This is a genomic window from Mesorhizobium sp. WSM4828, from assembly GCF_055811175.1.
On sequence record NZ_JBVVQK010000038.1, the window covers coordinates 1 to 19,994 of the forward strand.

Genomic DNA, 19,994 nt, shown 5'->3' on the forward strand with positions numbered 1-19,994 from the left:
CTCCCGTTGCAGCATCACTCTTTGATCTGAAAACCAGAGCGGCGGACCTTCAACTCGAGCGTGTCCGCCGCTCCGTCAGTGGCTCGTCTTAGATTGGAACCGGTGAAATGGTTGCTCTTGCCGCTCCGAAGACGCAGCCATTTTTGCTAAAATCCGCGGTGGCGGGACGAACGTCCAATGTCTCTGGATGACGACAGGATCGTGAACTGAAAAACCAGAGCGGCGCCACCGTTAACGCGGGTTGTGACGCTGCTCTGTCCAGTTTTCCGACAGCCCTGCGGGCTGGAAAGATGTTGACGACCAGGGAGCGCCGCTTGATCTCCTAGTTTAGCCGCTTCAGCATGTTTGTCGACCTCATGTGCTTGTGGTGGGCAAACGGCAGGCCCCGGATTTCCTAAAGCTCCCCGGGTCAAATTTCGCGCCTCAGCTTGTCGCGTTTTGCCGGTCGGCCGCAGGCCGCGCAACCTGCCTCTTTGTGACCAACAGAACAGCCGATTCGACGCTTTCGATGTCGCCAACCTGATCTGCCGACCGCGCAGTCGCCTACGAATTGTCCACAACTAATTGCTCGCGACAGTCAGACTGTGGAGGGACGAGAACCTTAGATTAAGGTCAGGCAGGATACCATCTACGAGCGCTATGCTAAATAAAAACACAATAATTAAAATTGTAAACGGCGACGCTAAACGCTTTTTTGAAATTTGTAACCTGCATAAAATCATACTTAACCGATACAGCCGAAGGGATTCGGGCAATCAATAAGGTATTCTTCTCCTTCGTCGTTCTATATGTCACCTGGTTTTGTTATTCATTTTAGAATTCCTATTGAATATCACCCATTCTATCAGGGCGTGCAGGTATGTGATTTGGCGCTAATATACACCTTCTAGTAGGCAGACATCCGCGGGGCGCTATCGAATCAAAAGAGGGATTATGGATGGCGACTCTCCATTACACGTCGGGCGGATCCGGCACGGACATTGCAAAAGCCGGATTCAATCTGGCTAGCGTGCAATATGTTGAGCAGGTCAACGAGCTGCCGGAAGGCATGAAAGGCTTGGTGTACCTCGACGAGGCCAACGGCGTGACCCAGTCCTTTATTGACAAGGTTACTCCTTTCCTCGGCAATCCGAACGTATTTGGATTCTTCCTCGTCGACGAGCCGGATCCCACCGGTCAATGGGGCACTTACGCTTCCGCTGCAAATCTGAAGGCAGAATCCGACTGGATCCATGAGCATTTTCCGGGCGCCAAGACCTACATCACGATGATGAGCTTGGGAACGTCGGCGAATCCGGATTTTTCGGGCACGTACAATCCCGCCAATACGGGTATCGATTACTACGGCGTGGATGTCTATCCGGTCCGCACGGATGGCCCGGTCGACTACAACATGATCGACAAATTCGTCGCTGCCGCTCAGGCATCGGGCATCCCGACGAGCCAGATCGTTCCAGGCTACCAGGCGTTTGGAGGTGGCGAGTATAACACCGACATGGGCGGCAAATATGTCGTGCCCACCGCCGCCCAGATGGAAATCATGATGGAGCACTGGGCCAAGCTGGTTCCGTCACCCGCCTTCGACTACGCGTACGCCTGGGGTTCGCAGCGAGGCGACACAGCGTTGGAGAGCTCTTCGGAACTGCAGGCCGTTTTCCGGGAGCACAACCTCGCTACCACCGGGACCGAACCGCCTCCCGTCGACACAAGCGACACCTTGTACGGCACCAGCGGCGACGATGTGTTCCACGGCGCCGGCGGCCACACGATGATCGGCTATGGCGGCAATGATACCTATTATGTCGAAGATGTCCGCGACAAGGAGATTGAGGCAGCAGGCGGCGGTACCGACAAAGTGTTCGCGTCAGTAAGTCATGCGCTTGCGGCCGGATCGGAGATCGAGTTTCTCGCCACTAATAGCCCCACCGGCACGACGGCGATCAACCTGACCGGCAATGCGTTCGCCCAGACCATCAAGGGCAATGCCGGCGCCAATGTCATCAACGGCCTGGGGGGCGCCGACACGATGACTGGCTATGGTGGAAACGACACCTACTATGTCGACAATGCCGGAGACAACGTGCGCGAAGTGGTCGGCGGCGGTACAGACAGGGTGTTCGCTGCTGTAAGCCATACGCTTTCGGCCGGCTCGCAGATTGAGCTTCTTGCCACCAACGGCCCGTCCGGCACATCATCAATCAATCTCACGGGCAATGAGTTCGCCCAGAGCATCGAGGGCAATGCTGCCGCCAATGTCATCAATGGCCTTGGCGGTGCCGACATGATGACCGGCTATGGTGGCAACGACACCTACTATGTCGATAATGCCGGCGATAAGGTCATCGAGGCGGTTGGCGGCGGCTCCGACAAAGTGCTCGCTTCGGTCACCCATGCCCTTGCGTCCGGCTCGGAGCTCGAGTTTCTTGCCACCGCCAATCCGTCCGGCAAGACGGCAATCAATCTTACCGGTAACGAGTTCGCTCAGACCATCCAGGGCAATGCCGGCTCTAACATCATCAATGGAGGCGGGGGTGCCGACACAATGGTCGGCTACGGTGGCAGCGACACCTACTATGTCGACAATGCCGGCGACAGGGTGGTTGAGGCGGCGGTCCCCGGCCACGACAGGGTATTCGCCTCGGTGAGCTATGCGCTTTCGGGCGGCTCGTCGATCGGCCTTCTCGCCGCCACAAACCCGGCAGGCACGACGGCAATTAATCTTACCGGCAACGAGATCGGCCAGACCATTCGTGGCAATGCCGGCGCCAATGTCATCAACGGGGCAGGCGGTGCAGACATCCTAACTGGTAACCGCGGCAACGACGCTTTCGTGTTCAACAGCGCTCTTGGAGCCGGCAATATCGACAGGATCACCGACTTCAACAAGGTCCAGGACAAGATCCAGCTCGACCACGCCATTTTTGCCGGCCTTAAGCTAGGAGGCCTTTCATCCGAAGCTTTCTTTGGTGGCACAGCAGCGCATGATAGCTCCGACCATATAATCTACAACAGCTCGACCGGGGCGCTCTCTTTTGACAGCGACGGGATCGGTGGCGCAGCTCAAATACAGTTCGCCACTCTCTCTCCAGGTCTGTCGCTTGCAGCAGGTTCGTTTCTTGTGATCTGAATGACCCAACGGTGGACCTTCTGCTCGAGCCGGTCCGCCGTTCCGTCTTTGTTCAAGCTCCGGATTTTCCAGCCGGGGCGTCAGGTTTGGCAGGCAATACAGGTGGGCGGGAAAACTGAGTGGCATCGTTTAGTGAGCGTCTTCCGGGATTTCACTACGATCAGCCGCCGTCGAGCTCACCCGGTCAAGTTCGTATGGGCCCTTCTTATCTGCGGTACTCACCGGCGCGGGGCAGCATGAATCACGTCGAGCAGCTGTGGCTGACCACGAGGCCCGCCCTGGGCTGAAAGCTCTCCTCGGATAAGGCAAACCTAAAGAGATATCAGGTTCGTCTACTCCGATGTATATTCTGGGGCAGTTCGGTTGTCGCGAGGGGCTGTGCTGTATAGTCTTCATTATTGTTCTTGTAAGGAGGGTCGGACTGCTCACCTCGTGTCAATACTGAGATTTGGCGATAGCCGGCAGCGGCCAAAAGCGCTCAAATGCGTCTTGTCGCCAACTTGACCTTGAGCAGAGATGTGGAGCTCCATCCAACTTGCGACCCTCAATTATGCACTTGTGGTCGCGGAAGAGGGCAGCTTTCTTCGCGCCTCGCGACGCACCGGGATCGATCACTCCGCGCTCAGCCGGCGCATTCGCGATCTGGAATACGCGGTGGGTACGAGGATATTTCATCGCCATGCCCGCGGCGTCGGCCCAACCCCGGCCGGCGAGCGCTTCCTGGAGCGTCTGCGCTCCGTGCTGCTCGAGCTCGACAACACGCTCACTCTGGCCAGGTCCGGCATCAAAGATGAACACCAAAAGCTTTGCATCGGCTCCAACGGGATCATCCTCGCCGGGCGAGCCTTGGATGCAATCATCGAGTTCGGGCAATCTCATCCCAATGTGACCGTCAGCTTGACAGAGAGTCCTTACCCTTCGCCTGAGGCTGCTCTGGGTGCCACCCAGGTCGACGTGGTCGTGACCTCCTCCTCTCGGTTTACCGGCGGCGCGTTCGAATTGACGCTGTGGAAAGACACTCTGGCTGTCGTTCTTGCCTCAAATCATTCCCTCGCCAGCCGTTCCGTGATCGAGTGGCACGAGTTGCACCAGGAGACGTTGCTGGTGCGCAGGGGCGAAGCATGTCAGCTCGCCGACGCTGTCGGACGCGGCGTGCAACTTCCTGCAATTGTCGAACATCACGTCAGTGCGGGCATCCTTTTGCGCCTTGTCGGAAACGGGCTTGGAGTCGCTCTGATCCACGATCGAGATGCCGACAGTGTTCCTCAGGATGCGGTCTGTCGCAAGCTGCGGATCGGCGGCAAACCAATCCAGATCTCCAGTTTGGCCCGTTGGCGCCCCGACAACGCCAATCCGGCCTTACCGACCTTCATCTCATTCTTGCGCGATCGGTATTCGTGCTGACAGTGATCCGGCATGACCCGAACAGTCACAGCATCGGCAGTGAGCTGTGCCGGATCGGCGACTATCTGTCCGATCTCGTGGCCGAGCAATTCAGCATAGGCGACGAGATCACGATGAACGGCGGCGTGCAGTTCGACCGTAATCTTGACCGACGGTCATCGGGAATTGCGGAGAGCTTCAGCTTGCCCATGATGGGTTCCTCGACGCCGCACTCGGTGAGCACCAAAGCCTTCGGCGATGCGCACCAGATCGCTGAGCGCTGAGCGGATTTGCGGCCAAGGAAACTCAGAGCATTCCTCCCAGGCTTCGCCCTCGCGCAACACCGCATCGAGCTTGCCCGCCACGCCGGCGAGAGTCGTAGCGGGGGTGATTGAGAAGGCGTCCAGAAGATCCTTGGTTCGCTCGCCAGCTTCGCGTTCGGCTCTGAGCGCCGCAATGTAACCGGATTTCTCGGCAGCCGCTTCCCAGCGTGCCTGATGAGCAGCAAACTCAGTTTCGGCCTTCTCTTGGAGAGTGGCGGTATCCGGCCTGTTGCCGAGTACCTGTTTGACTGCCTCGATTGAGTAGAGTGTTAATTTCTCGCCATCGGGCAGGTGGACGTCTACACAAGGAAAACCGACAGATTCGGCAAGCTTGGTCTCCAGGCGCTGCTGCTTGCGGCAAAGCCGATCGGTCAACTTGCGGGCTGTCTCCCATTCCCGCCGAAGCGCTAGCGCTGAGTCAAAAGGCACATTGGTACTCCCGGCGTCGCCTGCGGACGCGTTACCTTTAGCCGTCCACGCGGTGGTAGCCACCACTGTTGCCGCAAGCACTCGCCTGCGCGTGACGAATAGCAGACTCATGATATTGTCGGAATCAGTCATGATCCGAGCTCCTTAGAAGCTTAGGTTGTGGTTAGGCCGGGTAAGGTGTTGCACCACCTTATTCGGCCGTTTCACACGGGCTCGTTTGCCACCAGTCGAGGGTTGTGGGGCTGAGCGAGCGCAAGATCCACTCTACAGTCTTAAACGAAATCGTCGGCACAAACAAGACTTTTGGCATCAAATGATGCGTCAGGTATAAAATATGATAACGAGTGAGCAGTTGCGAGCAGCCCGCGCACTTTTGCAATGGGATCAAAAGATCCTCGCCGCGAAGTCAAAAGTGTCAGTCGCGACCATTAAGCGGCTTGAGCCACCCGCTGGCATGTTGAAGGCCAACCAAGTGACGATCGAAGCCCTGAAGCGCGCATTGGAGGCAGGCGGCGTCGAGTTCATTCCCGAAAATGGCGGCGGGCCTGGCGTTCGGCTGGCACGCCCTCTGGAAAGCAAATGACTTTCAGCAAACGGGTGGTAAAGGCTTCATCCATCCATGTAAGGCCCAGTGTTTCGATGCTCGCTGAGCTAACGGGCGGTTGGCTGGCCCCTTCCCGCACTCGACAGCTTGCCGAACCGGGCCTACTCTCGAAACGAGTCTTCGTTTGCCCCCAGACGCGATCGAGCGGTCTGTCGCTGCGATCAGTGAGCCTACATTAACTCGGATCGGACCGCAACGACCTCGAGTCTCACAAGCAGACTGCCTGCCCCCACCTGCAAGCTCTCATGCGCACCTCTAGCTCCGGACAGACCTCATATAAAGAATCCGTTTCTCAGGCTAAACTATTACGGTTCGAGCAAATCACCTTGCTATCCTGGCGAATTCATCAGCTTCAGAGCTGGTTTAACTGGCAAAACGCGCCGCCTGAGGCAAATCGATTCGAGCGGCAGAGGCCCCGCCTCCGCGGAATTTCCGGGGTTAAGTTTCATTGCTGCGACGTGCTCGCAGATCCTAAGAAAAGGCCGGTGAAGTTCGCAACACGTTAAGATCTCGGCGACACGCAGACGTTACAGCCTGCCTTTATGTACCCGCAAGGGCTCAGATCTGTCTGGGTTCGGTCCACTCGGCGAGAGGCGAAGATTTCGGGATCGAGGCGCTTGGGCGACTGCGCGCCAGACAGAACGATCCGATCCGTGTCATACTGTCAGAGGCAAGACACTAGCAATTGGGGGCGGCGGCAGATGAAAGAAGAGAACCACGTTCAGAAGTTGGTGCGCACGCTGCGTGCTCGAGCACCTGATGACGCGGCGGAATTGCTTGTCCGAGAGTCTCCCGAGTTCATCCGAGACACACTTAAATTGTTGCCGGACAGGCACGCCCGTAAGGTGGCGGAGCATTTGCCGCTGCATATGCGGCCTGTCAAGCCTGATGCCGGTGGCAAGGACCCCGCGATCCCCGAGTCGCTCGTCGAACTGATGGACCCGGTTCCCGCGAGCGTTCCTGTCGGAACGACGGTTGCCGCCGCCGTGGAGGCCGTCAGACGCACCCAGGTGCCGACCGAGCTCACTTATCTCTACGTCACGGAGGGCGGCGACAAGCTGGTTGGCCTGGTGGTCCTGCGCGATCTGATGCTGAGCGAAGCGGACGCGACGGTCGATCAGATCATGCTGCCGAGGCCCTTCGCCCTTAATGTGGGTCTCTCTTTGAGCGACGCATGCAAGGCGGCAGTACGGCGTCACTACCCTGTCTATCCCGTTGTCGACGAGGAGCTCCGGTTGCTCGGGCAGGTTCGCGGCTGGCGATTATTTGAGCAACAAATCATCGAAATTTCGGCCCAGTCTGGCCAGATGGTGGGTGTGCAGAAGGAGGAGCGTTCTTTTACGCCGCTGTTTTCAGCCTTCTTGAAGCGTCATCCGTGGCTGCAGCTGAACCTGTTGACGGCCTTCATGGCCGCTTTCGTGGTCAGTTCGTTCACAGGCACGATCGAGAAGATCGTCGCCCTGGCGGCGTTCCTCCCGGTCTTGGCCGGGCAGAGCGGAAACACCGGCTGCCAGGCTCTGGCTATGACGCTGCGTGGCCTTGCCCTGGGCGATGTGGACAAACGACCGAAGCTGAACCTGGTGATGAGGGAGGGCGCGCTCGGGATCGCCAACGGCGTGCTCGTCGGTCTTGTGGCGGCTGCGGCGATGTGGTTCTACGCCTCGCGGCAACCGGAGTCGGCGGCCCAGGCGCCCATGCTGGCACTTGTGATCCTGCTCGCCATGACCGGATCATGCCTCATGTCGGGAATCTCCGGCGTGCTGATCCCGCTGGGCCTACGCCGGGTCGGCGCCGATCCGGCGGTCGCTTCGGCGATCTTCCTCACCACCGTGACCGATATCGTAGGCATGGGCCTGATGCTGGGGCTGGCCACCATGCTCGTGCTGTAGCAAGCGCTTCCGGTGACGCACCATGGAGAGATAGGTTCCTATAAGCTGACCTCGTCGCGTTCGACGAAATAGCAAGAGCTGCTGCGCGTCCCGTAGACGTGGTGAGAAGCGCCTCGTGGCAGCTCTCCGATCGCTTGCGCGGTGCCACGAAAGACCCTTGGATGAGCTGCGGGGTGAACTTGATGGCTCATTCAGTGACCAGATACGCGCAGAATCGCGCAAACAATATTAATCTTGCCGGCTGTGCGATCCACGACTGGTGATGATTTGAGTTATTTGCATGTCGTTCCGAATACTTCACTTGTTCCTGCAACGGTGAGATGATTTTCTACAACCAGCGCAGCCGCAATACGAATAACCCCGATGGTTTGTTGCGCGGCTGCAACAGCTGTTGAAAACTCGGGCCCTTTCGTCAAAGTTCAGTCGCCTTTTTTCTTGTGGTCGTGCTAAGTCCTTGGCACTGGTCGGGTTTGGGGTGGGTTCTCGGCATGCAATCTTCGTTTCGAGCGATCTTCGGCTGCGCCGCGGCGCTGCTTTGTACCGGCGTATTGCCGGCCGGCGCACAAGGTCTTTTTACGGCCTATGACGATGCGTTTTCGGCCCGCATCGCCAGTCCGGCCGACAACGGAACGCTCGCCCAGTTCGTCACGGTTGCCGTCAACGCCGGGCAGTACGATCAGGCGATCTCCTCAATCGAGCAGTATCTGATCAAGTATCCCCGCGATGCGCGCGCCCGGCTTGCGGCCAGCCGGTTGTACTATCATGTCGGCTCCTATGAGTTGGCCCGGCGGCAGGTGCAGTACGGCATCGAAGTCGGCGGCCTGACGGCAAGTGAACAGCAGGAAGCTGCTCGCCTGCTTGCCCGCATCGATCGCGCGTTGCGCGGCGTCACCTGGGAACTCGCCCTGACCGGCGGCGTGTTCAGCGCATTTACCGATTTTGAGCCCGGCGGGGCGCAGGACGACGACAGCTTCGTCTCGCCCTATGGGCGGGCGGAAGGCTTTGTCCGATGGGACCTCGGCACGCCAAGTGCCGACGCTCTCGTCCTTTCGGGGTCGTTGACTGCGACACAGCGTTTTTTCACGGAAGACCTGTCGGTTCCGGGTGGCAAGGAGACCTTCATCCATGGCAACGCCGCGATCACCTGGGACAAGGGGCTGCCCAACAGTGGGATCGATTCGCTGCGCCTGCTGCTTTCCGCCTTCACAGTTACGGATCGCTTCGAGAGCGATATCCAGGAAACCGGCATCGGCGTCAGTGGGCGCTTTCTTGTGCGCCCGACAGTCGAGACGACGCTCTTCGCCGGTGGCGGCTACATCGATCTAAGCGCCTCGCAAGGCATTTTCGCCGACAGCAGGGTTTTTTATGAGGCAGGCGGCAGCTACCGCTTCCGCAATGGCCAGGCGCTCGGCCTGCGCTTTGTCGGTTCGAATGACTTCGCCTCCGGATCTGAAATCGGCCGCAGCTACACGGGCGAGGTCCGCTATGGCGGCCTGTTGATGAATGTACCGGATCTGTTCGCATGGTCGCACCAGGTCGCCTTCTCGGCCGGCCATAGCGACGCTCCCGATCTCTCCGTCGGCATCGGCACAAGTATCAAGAGCGACTTCTGGCGCATTGCCTCGGAAAGCGATTTTCAGCTGTCGGAGGCGCAGAAGATCAGCGTCGATCTCGCCTATCGCGAAACCAACTTCGACATCGCCAACCGCGACCGAAAATCATTCGAAATGCTCATGAGCTATACGTTGACGCTCAATTGAAAGAGGCCGCGATGAGGACCCCGTACCGTCAGATCGCCATTTTTGTCGGCTGCCTTGCCTTTGCGGCACCATCCGCCGCTGAAACGGTCGGGTCGATGACGGCCTACCAGACCAACATCGTCCGCAACAACGGCGGGACAATGGACGTCGGTGCCGGCGTCGAGCTCGGCGACCAGTTGCGCAGCGATCCCACCGGTCTTGGAATGTTGGTGTTCCGCGACGAATCGAGCGCCAAGATTGGTCCGAACACCAGCCTGACGATCGATGAATTCGTCTACAATCCGGGCTCCGGATCGGGAAAGATCGACATCGGGATGAACAGCGGCCTGGCCCGTTTTTATGGCGGCCAGGTTTCAAAAGGCGGCGTCATGCAGGTTGCGACGCCGCACATGGTGCTCGGGGCCAGAGGCGGCATCATCGAAGTGCTGGTGGCAGATGGCCAGACCGTCGGCATTCTGCGCGCCGGCCGCATGACCTGCACGATCAATGGCAAACGGCTGGTCATCACAAACCCGGGCTACGCCTGCACGTCGGAAGACGGCAAGCTGCTGACCGGTTACGGCGGAATCGACACCTTCCCGATATTGGACAGCGTCGACCGGATAGCCGGCACCGGCCTGCCAGGCGAACCGGGTCCGGGACTGGACGTAAGCGCGCTTTGTGCGTCGGCACTCGGCGGCTCGCTCAAAGTCTGCGATTCCACCGACGGGGCATTGCCAGGAGTGGTCATGGAGTTCCCCGACAGCCCAACGCCACCTGTGGGCGGCGGCGTGGATAAGGGTGGGTGTGAGGGCGAGGGTGAGGGTGAGGGTTGCTGCTACTACTGCAATTAAGCCCGGCGGCACTACATGAGCCTCTTGGCCGGTTCGCGCTGGGCTGATTGGCGGCACGCTGCCAGGCGCAAAATTTCCGGTCTTGCGGTCGTGCTCCTGCTGCTCGCTTGCCATTTGGCTTTCGACGGGCCGCTGTCGCGCCTGCGCGAACGCACCTACGACTTCTACCAGTTTCTCGCCCCGCGCCAGGCGACGAGCAATCCTGTCGTGATCGTCACGATAGACGACGCCAGCCTCAAGGCACATGGGCGATGGCCCTGGAACCGTGGCCTCTTGGCCGAGCTGGTCGATGGCACCACCAAATCCGGCGCCGCGGTGATCGGGCTTGCCCTGGTGCTGCCCGAGGCCGACACTTCGCCTGAGGGCATCGCCGGAGATAAGCGCCTGGCAACGGCACTGGCGAAAAATCGAACGGCGCTTGCCGTCAGCCTGGGCAACGAGGCGACGGTTTCAGAAGTAGGGCCCAAATCTGGCTGGTCGATCGTTGGGCAAGTACCTGACACACTTCCCGGCTTCACCGGCCTGACCGGCTCGCTTGCCGAATTCTCCAACGCCGCCGCGGGCCTCGGCGTAATTCGCACCTTGCCCGATCCCGACGGCGTACTGCGCCATGTGCCGCTGCTGTGGCTTCGCAATACCGCTCAAGGCGTGCAGCTGTGGCCGTCCTTCGCGCTCGAGCTTCTGCGCCTTTACGCCGGGCAGGACGGCTACATAGCCCGGATGAATGCCGCGGGGTTCGACGCACTCAGGATGGCCGGCGCTATCGTGCCGCTCGAGCCGGAGGGGAGTATCCGCCTCTGGGAAACCGCAACGGATACGCCTCGCATATCTGCCAGCACTATCCTTTCGGGCGGCAGTGATCCGCGGCTGCGGGACGCCATCGTCATCGTCGATCTGTCGGCCGTGGGACTGACGCAGTACCTGCCCACCCCGACGCGTCCAGCGCGACCAGGCGCCGACATCCACGCCGATGCTATCGGCCAGTTGCTTGCCGGGCGCTACCTGGCAGAGCCGACGCACGCGCGCACGGTGGAGCGCCTCTGGTTTGTCCTCACTGCCGTCATCTTCATCGCGCTTTCCGGAGTGCTCGCCGGACGTGTCGTGCTTGGTGCCCTGGCTCTCGCGCTGCTGGCCGTCACGCCGTTTGTGTTCGGCGCTCTCGAATACAGCATGCAGGGTAAACTCTATGACCCGCTGCAGCCGGCGCTTGCGACGATCCTGGTAGCCGGCTTCGAAGGCTATGTCCTCTACAGGCGCAGCGAGCAGCGCCGGTCCACCCTGGCACGGCAGTTCTCCCAGTATCTCTCGCCTTCCGTGGTGCAGCGCCTCGCAAGCTCGGACACCGAAGCGATCCTGTCGGGCGAGAAGCGCGAGATCACGATCCTGCTCAGCGACATACGCGGCTTCACGACGATGAGCGAACAACTCGATACCCAGGAAATCGCAAAGGTGGTCAACCACTTTCTCGGCATTGCGACCGATGAGATCCTCAAGCGCGACGGCACGATCGACAAGTTCATGGGCGATGCGGTGCTCGCCTTCTGGAACGCGCCGCTCGATCAGCCGGATCATCGCGAGCGCGCGCTCGACGCGGGCCTTGCCCTGATCGAACGGGTTAAGCGCGAAGACGACGCCTTCACCGCGGATGGCCACCCCTCCATCCAAATCGGCGTCGCCATCGAGACCGGCGTCTGTTCGGTGGGCAATTTCGGCTCCGAGCGGCGTTTCGACTACACCGCGATCGGCTCGCCGGTGAACCGCACGGCACGGCTCGAGTCGACGACCAAGAAGCTGCACATCCCCCTTGTGCTTGGTCCCGGCTTTGCGGCAGGAGCTTCGATGCCGGTCGTCCAGGCGGGCGCCTTTGAACTCCAGGGTTTCAAGGGCGAGGTGCCGGTTTTCACCGTTCCAGAGATGCACCACGGTGTGCCGCGAGAAAGCGGATCAGCATAGAGCGCAACCTGGCGGCTCAGCCGTGGTCGATGGTTCGTCGCTGCGCCCGGAAACTGCTCCTGATCTTGCACCTCGAACCCGAAGCACAGGCTGACCGACCAGCGGATCGCCGCGTGCCGACCTGTATTACGAACTGATTACCCCTTAGGGAGGCCTCGCGGTGTGCGTGCCCTCCCCGTTTGTCATTCGCCGCGCATGGTCGCCTGGAAGCTCGGCAGATGCTTCCTTTGTGCCTCGAGCATTTTCTCGCGATAGACACCATAGATGACGTCGGTGTCGTGCAGTGTGACGCCGGCAATTGTCGGCGAGGCAAAAACCGGCAGCTCGATACCGCGTTTCGAAAGCGCCTCTGCGGTGCGGGCGATCAGCTCATGTGCCAGGACCATGGCAAGCACGGTCGACGAACCGGAGACCGGCCGGCTCCAGCCCTCGACCGGCACGATGGCATCCTCGATCGGCGAGCAGGTGTCGATGACAAGGTCGGCGGCATCTGCAAGCCGCTTGCCGGAAGAGTGCGTCGCCGGCTTGTCGAGGTTGTTCTTGCTGGTCACCGCAACGACGAAGATGCCACGTTTTTTCGCGTAAAGTGCGGTATCGATGCCTGACGAATTGCGGCCGCTATGGCCGAAGATGATGATCGAATCACCTTTGTTCAGCGGCTGATGATCGAGAAATTTCTCGGCGTATTTCTCGGTCCGCTCCAGCCACAGAAGTTCGCGCACGCCGCCGGCGCCGAGCACGTTGTGCCACATGACGCGCGGGTCGGTCAGCGGATTGAAGCCGACATAGCTGCCATAGCGCGGAAACACCTCCTGGACCGGCAACACCGAGTGGCCCGAGCCGTAGAGATGGACCAAGCCACCGCTCTCGAGCGTGTCGGCAAAGCGGCTGGCCGCCTCGCCAAAGGCTTCGGCATTGGCTTTCGAAGCCTGTTCGATGAGGGCGGCAAGGCGGGGTATGTAAAGATCGGACACGTCGGTACTCCTGTTATGTGTCGGCTTGGGTATGGCTCAGCTTCTTGCGGTTGGCGCGGCGCGACCGGCACGCAGCGTCGAGCGGATTTCGTAGCGGTCGCCCCGCATCACGGAGACGGTGAATTCGAACGGGCCGCGCTCGTCGGTGGTGATGCGCTCGACCACGAAAGCGGGACTCCCCGCGGGCAGATCGAGCAACTCGGCATCCGCCGCCCCGACTGCACCGACACGGTAATTTTCGCGTGCCGCGACCGGCACGATGCCGTAGTGGCGTTCCAGCGCTTCATAAAGCGATCCCTGCAGCAGGCCGGCATCGAGAAAGCCGGGCACGCGCGCGGCCGAGAGCTGCGCCGTCTGGATGCCGATCGGCTCGTTGTTGCCGAGCCTGAGCCGCCGGATGCGCACCACCGGATCGCCCTCCTCGATCTCCAGCGCTCCGGCCGCGGCTTCATTGGCCGTGGTCAGGCTGCAGTCGAGCAAGCGCGAGCCGGCGACCACGCCCATATTGCCCATTTCCTGCGTGAAGCTGGTGAGTTCGCGGGTGCCGGCGACCAGCGTGGTGGAGCGCACGAAGGTGCCACGGCCATGTTCGCGCCTGAGCAGCCCGTGCTCCTCCAGATTGCGCAGAGCGTGGCGCAGTGTGATGCGGCTCACCCCGAACAGGGCGCACAACCTGTCTTCGGCCGGAATCTGGTCGCCGGTCGCCCACTCGCCGCTTTTGACGATGGCGCGGATCGCTTCCTCAACCTGATACCAAAGCGGCTCGGGCCTGCTGCGGTCGGGTTGCTGAAAGCTCGGCTCGCTCATCTTATCTGCCTCCACTGTGCGCCGGCGAGACCGGCCAGCGAGGCGCCGACGAGACCGGCGCGGGAGCCAAATTCGCCTGAGCGCAGAACGATGTCGCGCAGATGCGGCGGCAGCTGACGCCGCAATGCCGAAAGCAACGGTGGCCCTACCACGTCCAGCGCATCGGCAAGGCCGCCGGAAATCAGGATCGCTTGCGGATCGAGCAGCGCGACCGCACCCGCAAGGGCAGTGCCCAGCCGGCGCGCCGGCAGCTCCAAGGCGTCAAGTGCGGCCGTCTTGCCAGCCCGGGCGGCCTCGACCAGCCTGCCGCCATTGGCCAGCCCGATCTGGCGGGCCGCGGCGTCGAATGCGCGGCCGGAAGCAAAGCGCTCGAGCCAGCCGCTGCGGTCCTCGCCTTCATCCTCGATATCGGCGCAGGCCCAGCCGAATGAGCAGGCGCCGCCACCGGCGCCGGCAACGATGCGATTATTGGCCAGAACGGCGGAGCCGATGCCGGTGCCGATCGCCAGCAGGATTGCATCGGACAGGCCCTTTGCAGCACCTTCGACCACCTCGGCCAGCATGGCGATCTGTGCGTCATTGCCAATCACCACAGGCAGACAGGGAAACAAGGCCGCGACATCGATGCCGTCGAGATAGGGCAGGTTCGGAATCCAGCGGCAGACCGATCCTTCGACTAGCCCCGGCACCGCCAGGCCGAGTGCCTCGACTGGGCCTGCCTCGGCACGCAAGGCACCGATACGGTCGACGAACGCATCAAGACTTGCCGGCGCTGGCTCGCGGCTCAGCATCTCCAGCCAGCGAACATCGCCGGTATGGATAGCCGCGCGCAAATTGGTGCCGCCGAGATCGATGGCGAGAACGCGTGTCATCGAGGGCGGCCCGGACTGGCGACCGCCCGGTCCGCGGAGCGCCAGCTCCACAACGCGGTGGTGTCGGCGGCTCTGGTCGGCAGCGTGAAACAGGCCCCGGTGCACGCGGCGCCGAAGCCGGCGATCAGGCTGAGCGCAGCGCGTCGATGAATCATGCTCCGTCTCCCATCCGGCATCGTCGTCCTTTTACGCCTAAGTGTCATTATAACGACATGAACCCGATCGCAAGAGCCTTGCTGCTCGTTCTGGGCATTCCCGGCAGTGAGAAACAGCTCCAACCATCTTAGTTAAGGGGTTGCTTTCAATAGGCCATCTTCCCGTTGCGGGCCAGATAAAAGGAATCGTCCGCAGCACTGGTGGGAACCCTTCACGAAGATAGCGCTTGCGTCGTTGCTTCAAGTTGTCATAACCTCATTCACATCGGTATGCGGCTACGCGGAGGATCCGGATGTCTTTGGCTTGGGTTTCGAAACTGGCACTGGCTGCAGGGCTGCTGGCCTCGCCCACCATTGGTTGGGCCCAATCGGTCAACATCTCCTATCTGACCCACTGGTCGCCTGAAACGGTCGCTTTGCTGGACGCCGCGGCCAAGGACTACGCCAGGACCAATCCGGATGTGACGGTCACCATTCGCGCCGTCCCCTTCGGCGACCTCCTGACAACACTGCGTTCCCAAGGCGGCAGTTCCGATGGGCCGACGATCGGCGGCATCTATGATTTGTGGCTGCCCGAACTGGCGCGGGACAAGCTGGTCGCGCCGGCCCCCGATGCGGTTGCCGGCGAGGTAAAGAGTGCGTGGCCGGCCGGTGTCGTAACTGCAGCCTCCGTTGGTGGCACGCTCTACGGCATTCCAAACGAGATCGACGTCTACGCCCTGAACTACAACAAGGAGCTGTTCAAGCAGGCGGGCATTACGGCCGCGCCGAAGACCTGGTCCGAGTTGAAGGATGCGGCCAAGAAGCTGACCAGGAAAGATGCCGGCCAGCAAGGTTTTGGCATGATCAATTCCTGGGCGGCGGGCGTGGTCCATCCCTTCGCCTCGCTGCTGGTCTCCAACGGTGGCGAGTTGGTCAAGGACGGCAAACCGATGCTCGACAGTCCTCAAGCCGGTGAGACGTTCCAGCTCTACGAAGACCTGATCAAGTCCGGCGTCAGCGATCCGGCGATGGCCACGGCCGACGCCAACACCACCGGCCCCTTCCTCGACAATTTCGTCTCCGGCAAGACCGGCATGATCATCATGGCCAACTGGTGGGAAAGCGCACTAAAAAGCGGCATGGGCGACAAGTTCTCCAATATAGCTACCGCGCCCATCCCGGTCGGTCCGAGCGGCGACAAGCCGCACTCGATCTCCTATTCATGGATGACCGTCGTCAACGCCAATGCCGGTCAGGCCGAACAAAAAGCGGCCTGGGATTTCCTGGCATGGCTGAACAGTCCGAAGTCCGGCAAGAACGGCGCCTCGGCAATGTCGGATATTCTGATGTCGATGGGCATCCTGCCGACGCGGACCTCCGACATCGAAGCCCATAAAGACAAGCTCGGTTCCGAGTTCCTGTCCGGCTATGTCAGCGTGCTTGCCGACGCCAAGCCCTTCCCCGTCGTGCCGGGCGGCCAGGAGTTCAGCGAATCGCTGCAGCAGACGCTCGAAGCGTTGCAGTATGGTCAGCTCTCGGCCAAGGATGCGCAGGCGAACGCGCAGGCCGATGCCGTCTCGATCCTGGAGCGTGCCGCCAAATAGCGAAGGCGCTGTTTCAAGAGCCCTACGCTTTGGAAGCAGAGCAATGATCAAGACCTATCGTGCCTCGGCGGGCATCATGCTGGCGCCCGCCGTGACATTGATCGGCGTTTTCATCCTTTTGCCGATGCTGCTCACCATCTGGCTGTCATTCCAGGACTGGTCGACGCAAACGCCGTTTTCCAATGCGAGCTTCATCGGCTTCGACAATTTTCGCGAAATATTCGGGCCGACTTCGGTCGGGCGGGATTTCAAGCGAGCGCTGCTCAACACCGCCATCTACACGGCAATGTCGGTGATGCTGATCCTGCCCCTTTCGGTAGCGTTGGGCCTGATGGTCTACCAGCGCGATGTCGCCGGCGGCACAGCACTGCGGACCGTATTGTTTTCCACCTACATGGTGCCGATGATCGCCGTGACGCTGGTCTGGTCGAAGCTCTATTCGCCGAGCGAAGGGCCGCTCAACCAGATGCTCGGCCTCGCCGGCATCGGCCCGCAACCCTGGCTCTCCTCGCCAAGATCGGCGTTGATCTCGATCGTCGTGCTTAATGTCTGGCAGCAGATCGGCTATTTCACGGTGCTGGCGGTTGCCGGGCTGACCCAGATCCCGGGCAGTCTTTACGAGGCGGCGACTCTGGACGGCGCCAACCGGCGCGAACAGTTCCATTTCATCACCTTGCCGCTGCTGCGCCGCACGCTCCTGTTCAGCGCCGTCATCGCCATCATCAACGCCGTGCAGGTATTCGAGCCGGTGGCGCTGATCACCCAAGGCGGGCCGGTCGGCTCCACCAACGTGCTGACCTACCATATCCGGCGAGTCGGCATCGAGCGCGCACAAGGCGGATTGGGCTCGGCCATGGCAGTGATGCTGATCCTGGCGCTGATCGTCGTCGTGTGCGCGCTATTTGCGTTCGCCAACCGGAAGGATGACGAATGAGCGCGCTGGGCCGCTCAGCATCAAGCCGGTGGGCTAGCAAACGCCTGGCGGGCCGCAGAGCTCTCCTCGCTACGCTGATGCTGCTGGTTGCGGTGGCCTCCGCCTTCCCGTTGTTGTGGATGGTGCTGTCCAGCCTGAAGACGCCGGCCGAAACCATGCAGGTTCCGCCCGTGTGGATACCGCGCACGCCGAGCCTCGAAGCGTATGAGAAAGTGTCCGGCGTCATCAATGTCGGCCGCTCGATGTGGAATTCGCTGGTGATCGCCACGATCACCACCGCCGGCATTCTGGTCACCAGCATGATGGCTGGCTATGCCTTCGCCAAGCACCACTTTCCCGGCCGTTCGCTGTTGTTTTCGGTGCTGATCGCCACCATGTTCCTGCCGCCGATCGTCACCCTGATCCCACTGTACCGTCTCGTCGGATCGATCGGGCTGAACGCCAGCCTTGCCGGCATTATCGTACCCAATCTCGCCAATGCATTCGGCATTTTCCTGATGCGCCAGTTCATAGCCGGCGTGCCGGACGACCTGATCGACGCCGCGCGGATGGATGGGGCGTCCGAACTCCTGATCCTGTTCAAGATCGTCGCGCCCAGCGTGGCGCCGGCAATCGCGGCACTGGCGCTGTTTGCCTTCGTCTACCACTGGAACAGCTATCTGTGGCCGCTGACGGTTCTACAGGGCAATGCACACGACTATCCTATCGTTATCAGCCTGAGCCGCCTGCTCAGCTACAACAGAGGCGCCCTCAATACGGGACTGGTGATGGCTGGCGCCACGCTTGCTGTGCTGCCGCCGTTGGTGCTCTTCGTTTTCTTGCAGCGCTTCTTCGTGGATTCGATCGTCGGCTCGGCGGTCAAGGGGTAGCGCCGACGCCACGGCCGGCATGGTCCTGGCTATGATGGGAGACGGGCACAGAGCTACGCAGATAGCGGTGTTGTGAAAGCTACCATCCAGAAGGGAGCTTGATCCTCACTATGGTCGTACGCGTGTAATCATGCTCTTCACATGGAGGGGGATGTCATGGCCTCCCACCGAAACGCCGAAGGAGACTGGGGACCAACTTGATCGCCCAGCCGTGCGCCTAGCGGACTCGCTCGTCAGCATCGCGCCTCTGTTCGTACCATCGTGATGGGCCGGCACGCGAAGCTCACTGACCGAGGCCCTGGTCCCGCGCGTGCGTCGTGCAGCCAAGGCCTTTCAGCGCAGATAGTTCCATGGCGTAACGGCGGCGATATCGCTGTTTAACCAGCCACTGGCGATGCGCTCGAGAGGCTGGGGGGCCAGGCGTGCGGGTCGATCTGATTCATCTTGGCGGTGGTCACAGACGTTTTTTAAGAAGCCCCTGTTCCGTTGCCGCCGCCTTGAAGGCATCGAATGCAGCATATTGGCTGCAATGGCCGGCCATGCATTCTTTGATCATCCGGATCGCTTCGAGCCGTCCTGGCTTGGCCCTATATGGCCATGGTTGTTCAAGCGCCTTAGCGGCGTCGGCTATCGTTTTGACCACCGTCGCGTTGCCATTGAGGTATATCGTAATCGGAATGAACGCTGGCATTCTTGTCGCTCCGCGCGTTTGGACGCGGCTAAACGCCAAGACACGGCGGAGGTTGCATTAAGGAATACCGTTTCGGTCGCAACGGGCATGGAGGGCGATTGACTGGCCGGGCGTCCACGCTGCTTTGGCCAACCGCAGCGTGCGTCAGCGCCAGATCGTGCCTGGTAGCTGTGATGCGCGGATGGCCCGAACTCGCCTGAGGCAAGGACGGCCGTGCACCGTTGGGAGGCCGATGAGCTCCCTGTTGATGTTCCGATAGATCACCCGCCATTCAATTAAATGATTATGTATAGAACCTCCTGCACCGTGCGCGTCGGGTCCCAGCGCCTCATGGACGAGCTGTTCGCGGTCAGCGTGCCGGCGCTGCCGGCGCCCGGGTCGCCGAGGGCCCGTTCTGGCGCTGTTTTGGTAGGAAGCGCATTGGCCATTCGGCCGATTGCGCGTTTGTTGCGGCTGCAATGACGGCCGGGCCATATTGGCAGCGCTCATCACTGATACACGAACTACGACACCCCGTTTCGCCTGTTTCGCCCGACATCAGGGAACGATATCGGCCCCCAATGTGTTAAAAGTCCATGGACACTATGGAACCCCAGGGCCACGGGATGGCGGCCAATATTTTGACGTCGGAAGTTGCCAATGCCAGGCAGCGCATCCGCCGGACCGAGCTCGCGCTTAAACGCACTGAAGAAATGCTGGCCGACAATCTCGCGCTGTCCAGCAGGATACGAACTGCGGTCGAGGCCGCAGACCGCTTGGTGAAGATCGATCGCCTCAGCGTTGAAGGACGTCGCGCGGGTTGAAC

16 protein-coding genes and 1 pseudogene are annotated in these 19,994 nt (G+C 60.8%); 11 read left to right on the forward strand and 6 right to left on the reverse strand.

What is annotated here, in order from left to right; all coding sequences use genetic code 11:
- The first annotated feature begins 937 nt into the window (after positions 1-937).
- On the forward strand, positions 938-3,127 hold the full coding sequence (locus AC0L2X_RS28535; protein WP_473600782.1) for a calcium-binding protein: 2,190 nt from the start codon (positions 938-940) through the stop codon (positions 3,125-3,127).
- Between the two features lie 516 nt (positions 3,128-3,643).
- Positions 3,644-4,531: a LysR family transcriptional regulator gene (locus AC0L2X_RS28540; protein ID WP_473600783.1), complete on the forward strand. Its 888-nt coding sequence runs from the start codon at positions 3,644-3,646 to the stop codon at positions 4,529-4,531.
- Between the two features lie 83 nt (positions 4,532-4,614).
- Here the strand turns inward: AC0L2X_RS28540 and AC0L2X_RS28545 are convergent.
- Both AC0L2X_RS28545 and AC0L2X_RS28550 read right to left on the reverse strand, forming a co-directional pair.
- Positions 4,615-4,674 (reverse strand): annotated as a pseudogene (locus AC0L2X_RS28545) (DUF2274 domain-containing protein); the annotation flags it as partial.
- A gap of 12 nt (positions 4,675-4,686) precedes the next feature.
- Complete coding sequence (locus AC0L2X_RS28550) at positions 4,687-5,394, reverse strand: hypothetical protein (protein WP_473600784.1); 708 nt, start codon at positions 5,392-5,394, stop codon at positions 4,687-4,689.
- A 202-nt stretch (positions 5,395-5,596) separates the two neighbouring features.
- Between AC0L2X_RS28550 and AC0L2X_RS28555 the strand changes: the two genes are divergently transcribed.
- From AC0L2X_RS28555 to AC0L2X_RS28575, 5 genes are all read left to right on the forward strand, one after another.
- Positions 5,597-5,845 (forward strand): helix-turn-helix domain-containing protein, encoded by a 249-nt coding sequence (locus AC0L2X_RS28555; protein ID WP_352507667.1) that lies wholly within the window; start codon positions 5,597-5,599, stop codon positions 5,843-5,845.
- A 722-nt stretch (positions 5,846-6,567) separates the two neighbouring features.
- Positions 6,568-7,755 (forward strand): magnesium transporter, encoded by a 1,188-nt coding sequence (locus AC0L2X_RS28560; RefSeq protein ID WP_473600785.1) that lies wholly within the window; start codon positions 6,568-6,570, stop codon positions 7,753-7,755.
- Between the two features lie 488 nt (positions 7,756-8,243).
- Positions 8,244-9,515 (forward strand): tetratricopeptide repeat protein, encoded by a 1,272-nt coding sequence (locus AC0L2X_RS28565; RefSeq protein ID WP_473600786.1) that lies wholly within the window; start codon positions 8,244-8,246, stop codon positions 9,513-9,515.
- An 11-nt stretch (positions 9,516-9,526) separates the two neighbouring features.
- On the forward strand, positions 9,527-10,348 hold the full coding sequence (locus tag AC0L2X_RS28570; protein ID WP_473600787.1) for a FecR family protein: 822 nt from the start codon (positions 9,527-9,529) through the stop codon (positions 10,346-10,348).
- A gap of 15 nt (positions 10,349-10,363) precedes the next feature.
- Positions 10,364-12,301 carry a CHASE2 domain-containing protein gene (locus tag AC0L2X_RS28575; RefSeq protein ID WP_473600788.1) on the forward strand — a complete coding sequence of 646 codons (1,938 nt, stop codon included), beginning with the start codon at positions 10,364-10,366 and terminating at the stop codon, positions 12,299-12,301.
- A gap of 182 nt (positions 12,302-12,483) precedes the next feature.
- On the opposite strand, the gene AC0L2X_RS28580 is transcribed toward AC0L2X_RS28575, so the two are convergent.
- Genes AC0L2X_RS28580 through AC0L2X_RS28590 form a run of 3 tightly spaced genes read right to left on the reverse strand, consistent with a single transcriptional unit; the run spans position 12,484 to position 14,954 of the window.
- A complete protein-coding gene (locus tag AC0L2X_RS28580) occupies positions 12,484-13,275 on the reverse strand; it encodes a sugar isomerase domain-containing protein (RefSeq protein WP_473600789.1) in 792 nt (263 codons plus the stop codon).
- A gap of 36 nt (positions 13,276-13,311) precedes the next feature.
- Positions 13,312-14,082: a GntR family transcriptional regulator gene (locus tag AC0L2X_RS28585; RefSeq protein WP_473600790.1), complete on the reverse strand. Its 771-nt coding sequence runs from the start codon at positions 14,080-14,082 to the stop codon at positions 13,312-13,314.
- Positions 14,079-14,954 (reverse strand): ROK family protein, encoded by an 876-nt coding sequence (locus AC0L2X_RS28590; RefSeq protein ID WP_473600791.1) that lies wholly within the window; start codon positions 14,952-14,954, stop codon positions 14,079-14,081. Before AC0L2X_RS28590 ends, AC0L2X_RS28585 begins: the two co-directional genes overlap by 4 nt.
- A gap of 448 nt (positions 14,955-15,402) precedes the next feature.
- On the opposite strand from AC0L2X_RS28590, the gene AC0L2X_RS28595 reads away from it, so the two are divergent.
- Genes AC0L2X_RS28595 through AC0L2X_RS28605 form a run of 3 tightly spaced genes read left to right on the forward strand, consistent with a single transcriptional unit; the run spans position 15,403 to position 18,498 of the window.
- A complete protein-coding gene (locus AC0L2X_RS28595; RefSeq protein ID WP_473600792.1) occupies positions 15,403-16,695 on the forward strand; it encodes an ABC transporter substrate-binding protein in 1,293 nt (430 codons plus the stop codon).
- Positions 16,696-16,738: 43 nt separating this feature from the next.
- On the forward strand, positions 16,739-17,629 hold the full coding sequence (locus AC0L2X_RS28600) for a carbohydrate ABC transporter permease (RefSeq protein ID WP_473600793.1): 891 nt from the start codon (positions 16,739-16,741) through the stop codon (positions 17,627-17,629).
- Positions 17,626-18,498, forward strand: a complete 873-nt coding sequence (locus AC0L2X_RS28605; protein WP_473600794.1) for a carbohydrate ABC transporter permease — start codon at positions 17,626-17,628, stop codon at positions 18,496-18,498. Before AC0L2X_RS28600 ends, AC0L2X_RS28605 begins: the two co-directional genes overlap by 4 nt.
- A gap of 454 nt (positions 18,499-18,952) precedes the next feature.
- On the opposite strand, the gene AC0L2X_RS28610 is transcribed toward AC0L2X_RS28605, so the two are convergent.
- Positions 18,953-19,189, reverse strand: a complete 237-nt coding sequence (locus tag AC0L2X_RS28610) for a DUF982 domain-containing protein (RefSeq protein ID WP_473561622.1) — start codon at positions 19,187-19,189, stop codon at positions 18,953-18,955.
- A gap of 605 nt (positions 19,190-19,794) precedes the next feature.
- Here AC0L2X_RS28610 and AC0L2X_RS28615 point away from each other — a divergent pair.
- Entirely contained in the window at positions 19,795-19,992 is a 198-nt protein-coding gene (locus AC0L2X_RS28615; RefSeq protein WP_473600795.1) for a hypothetical protein, read from the forward strand.
- Positions 19,993-19,994 lie beyond the last annotated feature (2 nt).

Excerpts from the sequence above, each read along its gene's own strand:
- AC0L2X_RS28535 (WP_473600782.1), top strand. The coding sequence starts at position 938 with ATGGCGACTCTCCATTACACGTCGGGCGGATCCGGCACGGACATTGCA.
- AC0L2X_RS28540 (WP_473600783.1), top strand. The coding sequence starts at position 3,644 with ATGTGGAGCTCCATCCAACTTGCGACCCTCAATTATGCACTTGTGGTC.
- AC0L2X_RS28550 (WP_473600784.1), bottom strand. The coding sequence starts at position 5,394 with ATGACTGATTCCGACAATATCATGAGTCTGCTATTCGTCACGCGCAGG.
- AC0L2X_RS28555 (WP_352507667.1), top strand. The coding sequence starts at position 5,597 with ATGATAACGAGTGAGCAGTTGCGAGCAGCCCGCGCACTTTTGCAATGG.
- AC0L2X_RS28560 (WP_473600785.1), top strand. The coding sequence starts at position 6,568 with ATGAAAGAAGAGAACCACGTTCAGAAGTTGGTGCGCACGCTGCGTGCT.
- AC0L2X_RS28565 (WP_473600786.1), top strand. The coding sequence starts at position 8,244 with ATGCAATCTTCGTTTCGAGCGATCTTCGGCTGCGCCGCGGCGCTGCTT.
- AC0L2X_RS28570 (WP_473600787.1), top strand. The coding sequence starts at position 9,527 with ATGAGGACCCCGTACCGTCAGATCGCCATTTTTGTCGGCTGCCTTGCC.
- AC0L2X_RS28575 (WP_473600788.1), top strand. The coding sequence starts at position 10,364 with ATGAGCCTCTTGGCCGGTTCGCGCTGGGCTGATTGGCGGCACGCTGCC.
- AC0L2X_RS28585 (WP_473600790.1), bottom strand. The coding sequence starts at position 14,082 with ATGAGCGAGCCGAGCTTTCAGCAACCCGACCGCAGCAGGCCCGAGCCG.
- AC0L2X_RS28590 (WP_473600791.1), bottom strand. The coding sequence starts at position 14,954 with ATGACACGCGTTCTCGCCATCGATCTCGGCGGCACCAATTTGCGCGCG.
- AC0L2X_RS28595 (WP_473600792.1), top strand. The coding sequence starts at position 15,403 with ATGTCTTTGGCTTGGGTTTCGAAACTGGCACTGGCTGCAGGGCTGCTG.
- AC0L2X_RS28600 (WP_473600793.1), top strand. The coding sequence starts at position 16,739 with ATGATCAAGACCTATCGTGCCTCGGCGGGCATCATGCTGGCGCCCGCC.
- AC0L2X_RS28605 (WP_473600794.1), top strand. The coding sequence starts at position 17,626 with ATGAGCGCGCTGGGCCGCTCAGCATCAAGCCGGTGGGCTAGCAAACGC.
- AC0L2X_RS28610 (WP_473561622.1), bottom strand. The coding sequence starts at position 19,189 with ATGCCAGCGTTCATTCCGATTACGATATACCTCAATGGCAACGCGACG.
- AC0L2X_RS28615 (WP_473600795.1), top strand. The coding sequence starts at position 19,795 with ATGGCGGCCAATATTTTGACGTCGGAAGTTGCCAATGCCAGGCAGCGC.